At 42.7% G+C, this 11,307-nt stretch carries 13 protein-coding genes; 5 read left to right on the top strand and 8 right to left on the bottom strand.

What is annotated here, in order from left to right; all coding sequences use genetic code 11:
• The 3 genes from T355_RS15365 to T355_RS15360 all read left to right on the top strand — a co-directional run.
• Positions 1 to 197, top strand: a 197-nt coding sequence (locus tag T355_RS15365) for a helix-turn-helix domain-containing protein (RefSeq protein WP_027397950.1), incomplete at its 5' end; no start/stop codon positions are given.
• 230 nt (positions 198 to 427) lie between these two features.
• Positions 428 to 1,000, top strand: a complete 573-nt coding sequence (locus T355_RS0111975) for a recombinase family protein (RefSeq protein ID WP_027397949.1) — start codon at positions 428 to 430, stop codon at positions 998 to 1,000.
• Positions 1,001 to 1,145: 145 nt separating this feature from the next.
• Positions 1,146 to 1,304, top strand: a complete 159-nt coding sequence (locus T355_RS15360; RefSeq protein ID WP_155851737.1) for a hypothetical protein — start codon at positions 1,146 to 1,148, stop codon at positions 1,302 to 1,304.
• Positions 1,305 to 2,272: 968 nt separating this feature from the next.
• Here T355_RS15360 and T355_RS15355 read toward each other — a convergent pair.
• The 5 genes from T355_RS15355 to T355_RS0111940 all read right to left on the bottom strand — a co-directional run bounded on the left by T355_RS15355 (position 2,273) and on the right by T355_RS0111940 (position 5,813).
• Positions 2,273 to 2,458, bottom strand: a complete 186-nt coding sequence (locus tag T355_RS15355; RefSeq protein ID WP_197019587.1) for a hypothetical protein — start codon at positions 2,456 to 2,458, stop codon at positions 2,273 to 2,275.
• A 3-nt stretch (positions 2,459 to 2,461) separates the two neighbouring features.
• Complete coding sequence (locus T355_RS0111960; protein ID WP_027397948.1) at positions 2,462 to 2,644, bottom strand: hypothetical protein; 183 nt, start codon at positions 2,642 to 2,644, stop codon at positions 2,462 to 2,464.
• A gap of 145 nt (positions 2,645 to 2,789) precedes the next feature.
• A complete protein-coding gene (locus tag T355_RS0111955) occupies positions 2,790 to 3,311 on the bottom strand; it encodes a hypothetical protein (protein ID WP_027397947.1) in 522 nt (173 codons plus the stop codon).
• Positions 3,311 to 4,090: a ParA family protein gene (locus T355_RS0111950; protein ID WP_027397946.1), complete on the bottom strand. Its 780-nt coding sequence runs from the start codon at positions 4,088 to 4,090 to the stop codon at positions 3,311 to 3,313. The genes T355_RS0111955 and T355_RS0111950 overlap by 1 nt, the downstream gene beginning before the upstream one ends.
• A gap of 1,156 nt (positions 4,091 to 5,246) precedes the next feature.
• Positions 5,247 to 5,813, bottom strand: coding sequence for a hypothetical protein (locus tag T355_RS0111940; protein ID WP_027397944.1), 567 nt, complete (start codon positions 5,811 to 5,813; stop codon positions 5,247 to 5,249).
• A gap of 130 nt (positions 5,814 to 5,943) precedes the next feature.
• On the opposite strand from T355_RS0111940, the gene T355_RS0111935 reads away from it, so the two are divergent.
• On the top strand, positions 5,944 to 6,438 hold the full coding sequence (locus T355_RS0111935; RefSeq protein ID WP_027397943.1) for a PD-(D/E)XK nuclease superfamily protein: 495 nt from the start codon (positions 5,944 to 5,946) through the stop codon (positions 6,436 to 6,438).
• Positions 6,439 to 6,497: 59 nt separating this feature from the next.
• On the opposite strand, the gene T355_RS14400 is transcribed toward T355_RS0111935, so the two are convergent.
• The 3 genes from T355_RS14400 to T355_RS14395 all read right to left on the bottom strand — a co-directional run bounded on the left by T355_RS14400 (position 6,498) and on the right by T355_RS14395 (position 10,746).
• A complete protein-coding gene (locus T355_RS14400; protein ID WP_197019586.1) occupies positions 6,498 to 7,640 on the bottom strand; it encodes a hypothetical protein in 1,143 nt (380 codons plus the stop codon).
• Positions 7,641 to 8,149: 509 nt separating this feature from the next.
• On the bottom strand, positions 8,150 to 9,847 hold the full coding sequence (locus tag T355_RS0111925) for a hypothetical protein (protein WP_027397942.1): 1,698 nt from the start codon (positions 9,845 to 9,847) through the stop codon (positions 8,150 to 8,152).
• 605 nt (positions 9,848 to 10,452) lie between these two features.
• Complete coding sequence (locus T355_RS14395) at positions 10,453 to 10,746, bottom strand: hypothetical protein (protein WP_037330168.1); 294 nt, start codon at positions 10,744 to 10,746, stop codon at positions 10,453 to 10,455.
• A 192-nt stretch (positions 10,747 to 10,938) separates the two neighbouring features.
• Here T355_RS14395 and T355_RS14390 point away from each other — a divergent pair.
• Positions 10,939 to 11,307, top strand: a 369-nt coding sequence (locus T355_RS14390; protein ID WP_037330167.1) for a hypothetical protein, incomplete at its 3' end; no start/stop codon positions are given.

Here is an 11,307-nt window from a genome sequence, read left to right as displayed (position 1 = left end):
GACTGACTCTCAGGAACCGGGAGCTGGAAAGACAGCTTCATATGAGATACCCTGGCGGAAGAGCACCCCGGTATTCAGAGGAACTTAAAGAAGAGGTCAGGAGATTCTATAGCGCTGGTGGCCAGACGTATAAAAGCACTGCAGCCCACTTCGGGATGAGCAAGTCTACGGTCAATCGTATCCTAAACCAAAAATGAATCAAAGATATGAGCCAACAAGGGCATCACTGTATCGTCAGTGGTGCTTTTTATTTTGATTCAAAGATATGAGTCCGTTTCAATAGGCCACGGCTGGCAGATATCCCTCAGGAGACCTTGAAGGCGTTTCACATAAATCCCCTGACGGATTTTAAAAAGATGTTTCACAAAGTTATTGACTTATATGAAACGATTTTCTATACTTATAATAGAAAATTGGAGGTGGTATCATGACAGGACAAAAGGTAGGGTATGCCCGCGTATCCACCGTGGAGCAGAATGAAGCCCGTCAGGTGGAGACCCTTAAGAGCCATGGCTGCGAGAAAATCTTCATTGACAAGCTCTCCGGTAAGGACATGCACAGGCCCCAGCTGGAGGAGATGCTTAGATATGTCAGGGAAGGTGACACCGTAATCGTCAGTGAATACAGCAGGCTTGCCCGCTCCACCAAGGACCTTTTGGATATCGTGCAGGGGCTTAGTGACCACGGAATCACGGTGATATCTGATAAGGAGAAGCTGGATACATCGACACCGCAGGGCAAGCTGATGCTCACGGTCTTTGCGGCCTTGGCAGAGTTTGAGCGTGAAATCATGCTGCAGAGACAAAGAGAGGGCATCGCTATAGCCAAAGCACAAGGCAAATACAAAGGCAGAACTCCGATTAAGAAGCCAGGAGACTGGCCTGACCTGTACTCCCGCTACATGAATAGAGGATATTCCATAGGAGGCCTGGCCAAGGTGTGCGGATGCTCCAAGGCCACTGTATGGAGATGGATCCAAGAAGAAAAGAAGAATAGCTGATAATAAGGAAGCTCCCCCCACTACGGGGGGCTTTTTTGTTGCTTAAAAATCTTTTAAAAAAAATTTCTGCCATGTGTAAATAACTCCCAGGTCGGTAATACATTAGTGTAAGGCTTTCGGGCCGGCGGGGGCGGGCTATGCCTCCGTGCTGGTACCTGACTATGACCACTGCCATACAGTAGGCCAGCTTGCCTGGTACGCTGAGCAGGTTGGCTTTGACGGTATCGGCATGTATTTCGATGATGAATTTGTCCATGTCGATGTACGCGACAATGGCAACAGTCCTGGATATTATAGATGGTAATCAATAACAATACCCCGTCCTATAATGGACGGGGCTTTTTTATTTTCCAGGATTTTTGGCTGCATTATAAATAACCATTATTAATTAAGTCTTTGACATTGTGCAGTAATTCCGCTAGACTATAGTTAATGGAAATACTGTCTTCGGCCTGCCCCGCTAAGGGCGCTGAGGATGGTATTTTCTTTTTAATGAATAATGATTATTGACAGAATGAATCTAATTTAATATCATGTATCCACAAAGGTATTACGTAGTTTGGAGCCCACAGGGAATTGGCCCCTGATGGTGTCAGACCACGTAATGCTTTTAGATGAGTTAATATCTACGGTAGGGACGGTTTTAATTAACAGGTCCGTTGGAGATGTTGACTCATTTTTTTTTACACAAAAAATACCGCCCTCGGAGACCTTAGCGGGTCAATCCAAGGACGGTTAAAGAATCTTCTACCAGCTCGCCGGAGAACAAATCCGGTGCTGAAGCAGAAAACTTTTTATAAGATTATGAGCCGGACTGTCAGGATATTCTCGCCCCGCCACCAAGTCTAGTGCTTCTACACAGAATATCCTGCTCCACACCTTTGGTGAACTCATTATATAATCATTTGGAGTTAGTGTCAATTAACTTATTATTGACATAATAATTCAATTTTGATAGTATGCTACCAAATGAAGCACTATCTTCGCGAGCGAACGAATCATCCTTGGGTCCAGCTTTTATGCCAACGGATGTGTACAACGCGCCGACAGCTGGTTGTTGGTCTTGGGGCGAGCGCTCCCCAAGGAAAGATAGTGCTTCTTTTTATTGATTTTCTATTATGGCTTTGATATAATCTACTCCACAAAGAGCTACTTATCTTTTCTACCGCCGCGGGGAATTGGACCCCAAGTGCCTGTAGAAAAGAGGTGGCTTTTTTTAGTTTGCTAAAATATCATTTGAATATAATTCAAGACATAATATAGCCCGCCAGCTTATCTACTAGCGGGCTTTCCAAATCTAGTAATTTTCCTGTATATGCTGCCATCATCACGGCAGATATCAAGAGCATCATAAAGCCAAAGCTCCTGCTTACGACACCAAGCCAGACACTCATCCAGCGGCCCCCGATACAGCACTTTGGCACCACTGTCCGAAAATTTCGCTCCCCTTACTATCACTTCTTAAACTGTCTCCCATATTTCTTCGTCAATATCATATTCATGCTGAAAAATGGCTTTTTTCGTCATTAGCCGTATCCAGCCGTCGAAATTTATTCTGTAAATAAAATTGGTTTCATCCCCCTCTATTTGAGCCGTCAAAACAAGATGATTCTGATAAATCGTCACAATGAGCTTATTATCCATATCTTTGACTCCCCCATCTTATTTACGACTTAATCACTTAATAAGTAATTAATAAGTGTTGATTAAGTTGGATTTGTTGCTTTTGTTGATGATGTTGTTAATGTTGAACAACAATAGCAACATTGCCAACATTAGCAACATTAGGTTACAGCAATCGTTTTTTACTGGACTTAACACCAATATTTTTTTCAATACAGCCAAGCTGTTCTATCAATGGTTTCCAGTCTTCCATGTGTGTCTCAATCAAATCTTTCATAAATTCATTTACCGACTTATTTTGTACCTTTGCTAATAGCTTGACTGCCTCTGCTAATTCATTTGGAAGAATCAGGTGCATATGCTGTTTGCCCGGAAATGTTCTCTTCGGTGTTTTAGCAGACGGCTTCTCCCCTACTACACTGTTTTGTTGTTCACTGCCATCAACTTCTTCTTTTTCCGGATGTTGTTCATCATCAGAGGATCCTTCTTGTTGGTCTTGTTGAGTATGTTGGATTTGTTGGCCTTGTTGTTCAACATCATCAACATTATCAACATTGCCAACATTTGAATTTTCTGCTAATTGTTCATCATTTTGGAAAGTGATTCCCATGACTTCTTCAGCAACGGACTCGGCAAAATTATCTGGAATCAAGTTCTTGTTAACAATGACTTTTTTATTTCCTGCCATTATTTTTCACCTCCAAAGATTTCATCTATTAGAGCCTTGTAATCTTTGGCGGCATTACAATTTTTATCATATGAGAAAATATCTACGCCTTTTGACTGTGCTTCTTTCAAGGCAGTATTCTCTCTTATACGAGATTCAAATACTTTGGTTTTCATGGTTCCAGCAGCACTATCAAATAAAGTTGCGATATCCTTGGATAAATTGGTTCGACCATTGTAGCGGGTTAATATGATGCCAGCAATTTTAAGACCTTTGTTCGCGTGTTTCCGTGCGGCCTGCATGGTAGAATAAAGTTGGCTTACTCCCTGAAGGGACAAAATATCAGCTTGGGCAGGAATAAGGACATAATCCGCCGCAATTATAGCATTAACTGTTAATGTACCTAATGCTGGTGGCGTATCTACTATTATGTAATCATATTGCTTGGATATTGTCTTAATTGCTTCAGCCAATTTATATGGTCGGGATATCTGGTCCGGTAATCTCCCATCAATGGATGCTAAAAACATTGAGGCTGGTACAATATCGTACTTATCCTTATGCTGAATACCTTCGGACAAAGTATTTTCTTCGGTCAATACTTCGAGAATGGTAACCACATCCCGCTTCTGTGCATCGGTAACTGCCATACACAAAGTTGATAAATTGGACTGAGGATCTAAGTCTATGAGCAATACCTTTTTACCACGGTCATGCAATCCTGCAGCCAGTACCTGGCAAGTTGTTGATTTACCAACGCCACCTTTTTGGTTAGCAATAGCATAAACTTTTGCAGCCATATAATATCCTCCTCAAAAAATTTTTAAATTTTTTCTTGAGAAAATATTATCACGACCATTGTACAATAGCAAGAAATTTTGAATGTTGTTCAACAAAATCAACATAAACGTGTTGGATATGTTGGATATGTTGAACAACAATAGCAACAAAATCAACATAACAATGTTGGATATGTTGGGCTTATTGAACAACAATAGCAATATGTACAACATCAACAACAAGTCCAACACTGCCAACACGCATAAATAGCGGGGTTGACAGTATTATTGCATTGCGTTACTATCAATATGGATATAAAAAATCCACAGGTTTTCTGTGGATAAGATGTTACAACAACCATGTTACAACAAAATATTATGCAATAAAAAATAGCCCTGGCGATGTTGGCGCATCTCCAGAGCTGCTCGGCCCCGAAAAAAAGGAACCGTTCACTTCGTATTGATATAGTAGCAAAAATGGACTGCTATGTCAATAATGTTACAAGAATAATGTTCTAACGGGGCTTATTAAGAGCACCCGTTTTTTGTTGCCTGGGCATAGACAGGATATCTATGCAGCGTGCCCTGGTGCTAATTCAGGGAAATCATCAGCGGGTCAAGCCGGATGATAGCCCAGCTAAGGCTATAAAGCAGAGATCAGGACAGCTGATCGGACGTGTCGGCGAGCGGATGCGAAAAATCGTCGGGGCTTCTTCATGGTGCTTATCTGTGAAGAATAACCTCACTGGGGGAAATGCCGGCCATACCCAGAACAGGGCCTATCGTAGAATGGGCTTAAGGAGCCGGTGGGGGACATATAATCGTGATTGAAACAAATCGGAAACAGCATATACGGGAGTAATCCTGGGCAGTCAGGGCGATAGTATGACTGATAAATGCTGGCAGCTGTAGTGGCTGCAGACTATAAGCATAGCAAATACGGATACCTAAGACATACAGTCCATGTATGGCTTATTTTTTTGCACTGGTTTTTCTGTGATGCGCCGCGGAAAAACTATGTCGCAAAGCCGTTTCCTTGACTCCAGTCCATACTCCGCTCAGCTGCTATAAATGTCAATACTTTTCTATAAATATTGAGTCTTTTATTAGCATTATGGGTGGTACTTATCTTCTCGGAATACGCACGAAGGTACTAACTATGGGGGAGTGGGGTACCTTAGATAATTTCCTTCTTCCTCCTTGCCTTAAAATCAGCAACAGCTTTGGCAAGACCCACATTCCTGATGGCTGTTCTGGCTATAAAGGTTTCGATGGCCTGACGGAATACAGCTCTCATCACAGGTAAGTCTTCACATTGGAATATGGGCTGATTCATGAGTCGGCACTTGAAACCAACACACTTGCTATGCTCAGACCACTGGTCAGTGCCCAGGAAGAAAATATAATCTTCGTTGAGCAGACTGAACTGGCATTTTAGACCGCCATTGATGTCATTGTTTACAGTAAGATGGGGCATGCGTACCGTCCTTAGTGTGTTAGCGTCAAAGATTCCCATAGGAACATTCCCAAAGTAGATGATACGGGAGTGGGCCCAGCCGTTCCGGGTGTCATTCTGCTCCTCATCAGATCCATTCAGAATGTGTTCATCGCCATTTGGGCCGAGATAATTATGGAAATTGTGATAATCTATTAGGTAATTATTAATATCCTGGGTTTTGTCGAATAATTTCAGCATCCCCATTGATTCTTCAAATGAGGAAGCGTAGGGCCTAAACAGAACCATAATTAAATCCTCCCTTAAAAACAGAATATATGTTTGTAATTATAATAGCAGAAATATTATTATATAGCAATAACTCTGATGCAGTGCTATAATCGATCGTAATGACAAGCAGATAGTGGGGGGAGTCTGTATGGCAAACGACGGCAATATTTTCAGAGATAAAATAGCGGAAATGATAAGAAGCTGGGACAGTGACTTGGAGGTTTTAACCGAAAAGCATGTGGGGCTGAGATTTGTAAATACTCCAAGAAAATTGGATGTAATTGTTCAGAATAAGAGAAACGGAAAAACAATGGCTATTGAGGCCAAGCTGCAGAGGACTCCTGGCAGTGCCTATGAAAAATTATCGTATGCCCTGGACGATTGTTTGGCTAGTCCAATACCGACCATAATAGTATTCGCAGGAAAGGCAATACGTGCCGATATGCGCTCAAAATTAATAACCAGCGGTATTGGAGTGGAAATAGGTTATCTTTTGGATGATAATAACCGTATATGTGATATTGTCGATCCGCTCAATTTACTTCGCCAGCGTGTCTATATTGCCTTGGACATGGACTGGTTCCCTTTTGCTACGTCGGGGACTCTCAATGAAGCATCATATGGGGATGCATATTCTGAATAAATAGCAATCAGGAATAATATAATAAAAAGCCTCTGGCTCTTAAAAATGCCAGAGGTTTTTTATTTTTGAGGTGTTTTGCCACCCATGTCAAATCTCATATCGTAGAAAGCGGCTGCTATATGAGGATGTTCCTCTTCGAATTTACGAGCATATCTCATTGTGCTGCTGTTCTCACCATTAGCTTCACAATATTCCCGATAGGATTTTTTCTTGAAGAAATTTGGCTGGTTACACCAACGGGCCAAGTTGATATAAGTTCCCTTGTATGGGGATTTTTCGTAGAATTCATGCCTCATGATGTACGGAATACATTTATACTCCATGAGTATCTGAATTCTTTTGAAAGTCTCTGCAATATCCAGGGCGCCTTGTCCCTTGAATCCACAAAGAATGTAAAGTCGGGTCTGCTTCTTGGCATATTTAAGCCAAGGTTTCAGGCCCCGTAAGATATACTTCTTATCTTTGTAGTTATCAAACGCAAAGGTATAGTCACCGATGTATTTGGCACCACATATTTTTTTCGCCTTGGCTTCAGTCATAAGCCTTATATCCATACCCTGACGGAACGAAAATGGACGACCAGTGGCTATCAATTCGTTCAAGACACTCTCCCACTGCGGAAAAGCAAGGATATTGTCATCCCACAAGTAAATCTTTTTTCTGTTAGGATATTCCTCAAGGTCAGCCAAAAACTCACTTACCGGACTCCAGCGCTCCACATGGTCGCAGTTCTGATTTACACAGAATGGGCATTTTCTAATGCAGCCTCTTGTGGTGAAACCTATGGAGTATTCCTGATAATCAGTGAATTTCCCTGGCTTAATCCCTCTGGCTATTTCATGCTCAATGAATTGGTCGTATAGGTCATACTTGGGCATGAAGTGCTCTATTTCATCGGGGAGTCTGTGTGAAGGGCTGCTCGCCTCTACCCAGAAAAATCCGGTACCGCCTTTAGTTAGATTTGGTATTTTATCCAGATTAATTGGTATTTGAGTGAAGTCAAACACCTTGGCTACATAGATATGCTCATAATCCTCATATCCTTGGCCATTATCTGGATTGATTTTGTCCCAATCCTCAATAAGCTCTATGGTATATCCCTCGACTTTTTCTTTATATCCAGCCAATTTCATCAGTGAAAGATTAGGAAATCGTGTTCCTCTATCCAATAAATCAGCATCTACAATTCCAATTTTTGCCACGCTCTTAACCTCATTTCTGCAGAGAATTATAACACACGGAAAACTGTTAGTCGATCTTTTTAGTAAATGCCTGATTAGTTGGTAAAAATATTGACCACTCAGGGGTATGATAAGTGGTCAAATCATTGACAAGCATGTGAAGACATTTTTCTCCATCCCTGTCTTCACTCTCCCGAAGGCGCTTTCACCCATCCGCGCCTTCTTTTTTTGTGTCCTCGGTACAGCCGATACTATCTCCTCTGACCACTTTGTATCAAAGTTTCTCAAGGCTTGATTTTACTGGCCTCAGGCATGGGGAAATATTACCTAATTGTAAAGTAACCAATTGGGAGTTAAAAGGAACCAAATAGGGAAGAAAGAGGAACAAATTAGGGAATATCAACAGATTTTTCCACATTTTTTAGCAAGAAAATGGCCAAAATGGTTATATTACTCCTAATTAGTTACCCTTCAGCTCCCATCTGGTTACCTTTCTTCCCTAATTTGTTCTTCTTCATTTTTAATAGAAATCAGGCGATATTCTTATCCAAGGATTCTGCGTAATCAAGCAGGAAGGAAACCGCCTCTTTAAAGGAGCAGCTGTACATGGCTCTAACAAGACCGATGATATCGAGGCCCTTCTCTGAGCACTCACTACAATGGCATACATAAACATCGTAGGCCTGCCCAGCTCCGTCCTTATCATAAATATTGGCATCGCCGTTTTCATCACCATGAAGGGGGAGGACGCACTTAAACTTGGTTCCCCAGGCATCATATCCCATATCAGCCAGGAAATTTCTCATACTGATGGAATGACACTTTTCGACGTCATTATCAGATCCTCTCAGCTCGTTATACAATGGAGTTTTTGGGAACTGAATAACTTTACTCTTTTCTTTGAGTGAAATCTTCTGAAGGGCCTCAGGATATTTCTCGGTATAAAGCTGGCATGCAGCCTCGATGGAAGCAATATTGTTGTCAAGATAAGCCTCAATATCGTCAAAGCTGTATCTTACGGCATTGGCCTCCATGATATTCACCTGAAACGGCTCCAGACCATTCTTATGGTGAATGCTTCCTGGGAGACGGAGGAGGCGGCTGATGTCAGATGCGGCCTTGTCAGCAATGCTGACGGTTCTGACGAGCTTCTTGAGGAGAGCCTTTCCACGTTCAATATCAGTCTGGTCCTCCTTACTAATAGACCAATACAAATGGAAGCCGTTTCTGGTTTCTGCGGTGGCTGTAGGAGCAGGGAGGGTAGCCATAACCTTCTTCATAGCGGCTTTGCGCTCAGCCACCTCTGTTAAGGAAAGGTAATTGCCCTCGGCATCCTTGCCGGCATCAATGTCTATGTAGAGGTTACGGACAGCTGTTACATTGGATGCCTTGCGTCCTTTTCCACGCTCATCCTCCAGCTGGATACTGTTAGGAGTGAAGAACTCATTTTCCGCAGCCTTGCCTACGAAATAGCCGGAACATTCCTTTCCATCCTTATTCCATTTCTCCTCATGCCAGATAAGGGGAACCTTACCATCAAGGACGTATTCAGTAAAGATGTCATCATGTCGCATCATTCTAGCTTCTTCTGCGATATCGGCCATCAATATCTCCTGCGCCTCAGCATCACTGGAGACTTCCTTACGGGCATTGACAGGGCTGTTATATTCACTAAGAAGGTAATCCAATTCTTCCAGGGTTTCCGGGCTTTTGATTTGCTCACGAATGGAGGCATAAAAGGCATTAATCATTGGTAATGACAACTGATAGCCCTTGGAAACAGAATAATAAAGAGGATTTACGGCATAGCTGATGCTGCCGTTGATATTAACCTTGGCAACGGCATTTGCCTTCTTCCATTTCTTCATTATCTTTTTAATGGTATCAACGGATACACCGCATACCGTAGCCAGATCTTCAAGTGTCTTGGCCAGCTTCCAGTGACCTCTGCTGATGCTGGTATCGATTACTACCTGATTGGCGAGATTAAGATTCTTGCACAGCTTACCAAATGCAAAGTAAGAAGAGGCATCATCAAGAATATCCACCAAATGGAACTCCCTGCCATCCTTAATCAGCTGCACTGTCCGATAGAAGCGTAAGCCGTACAAAGCGGCATAGGTCTTATGCTCTTCATCGTGGAGCTCATAGCCATTGACATTGATAAACTCCCGATGGCCGAATTTCTCATGTGATTCTGTGTGTTGTTCGTAACGTTTCATGCTCATTTCATCTACTCCGATCCTTATTCTAGCTTTCAAAAAAGTGTAAGATTTTCCACCTTTTTTTCGAAAAAAGTGTAAGATTTTCCACCTATCGAAAATGGGGCTAATCCCTTGCTATTACTGGGTTTATGCCACTTTTGGGAGGGAACATTCCTTATATACAATATATAGAGGACTTTCCCGGTTTTCGACGTGTGCATCTTCGATATGGTGATTCCCCTGGCGGGGCGCTGCACTAATATATTACCGACGTGGGATGATTTTACACATTGATGAAAAAATTTTTTTAAAAGACAAAAATGAGCCCCGCCAGCATCTTCATCCGTTATCCGGTCCCTGGCAGCGTCCGGTCCGAAGGCCCTGGCCGCTTTGGGCCCTATTCTTTGATTCTATTAATAGAAAAGCTTGGTTGGGCTCTTTCAGGTGGCCTCGTGGGAAAAGTGGCGTCAATTTACTTAATACCCTCCCCCCCATGGGGAGTGGTATGCTCACATGTCCGGGCAGACGATAAGGAGGGCGCCCCTCACACTAGGGGAGGTGGTATTAAGCCTTCCCCTGCCACATATCCGTAGAAGCCACGCGAGGCCGCGCCATTACTGGTGCGTCGCTTAAAGCGACCCATATCTTTGGTGCTCTGTGTCAGCTGTATTTATCTGATTTCTGGTGGCCATTATGACATCATCCATCTTGTCACGCAGCTCTGCGGGCATATCCTTTTCCATGTGGTCGGTGTAGGCCTGGGTTATGCTCCACATGACCATAGCAGCCAACGACATCTTATTAGCATCGGCCAGCTCCTTCAGGACTTCCTTACAGCCCTTTGGGATCCTGATACTGAGATTGTCATAGTTGGCCTTGTTGTATTTATTGGTGGCTGCTGCCTGTGCCTTGCTTATCGTCATATAAATGCACCTCCGAAGATTTTATAATCATATTATAATGCACGCATTATATGAAAGTCAAGCCCCTTTTTTGATTAATTATATTGTCAGCGATGATTCTACAGTAAAGGTATCAAGCTCATAGCTTTGAATCATCGGCATTCTGTGGTATCATATTCCTCGGTCCGATATTTACAAGGAAGAGGTATTTAAATGGATAAAGCAAGTATGGCAGAAATGGCCAAGAAGTTTGGTGAGGCGATGAAGCAAAATCAGAGCCAGCTGACAGTTGCTGTTAAAAAAGGTGACAAGGAAGCATTGAAGCGGTTTAGTAAGGCTGAATTGGTAGATAAGATACTGGAGATGGAAAAACAGATATCACAATATCGTTCGCGTGATTACAATTTATCAAGTGCAGCAATCGTGAAACATTATGAGCTGAATAAGCTCCAAGAAGACTATGAACAATTGCAGGATGAGGCTGAACGACTGACTCTCAGGAACCGGGAGCTGGAAAGACAGCTTCATATGAGATACCCTGGCGGAAGAGCACCCCGGTATTCAGAGGAACTTAAAGAAGAG

This window comes from Anaerovibrio lipolyticus LB2005 (assembly GCF_000621545.1).
Lineage (GTDB): Bacteria > Bacillota > Negativicutes > Selenomonadales > Selenomonadaceae > Anaerovibrio > Anaerovibrio lipolyticus_A.
This window is presented reverse-complemented; position numbering and strand designations above follow the sequence as displayed.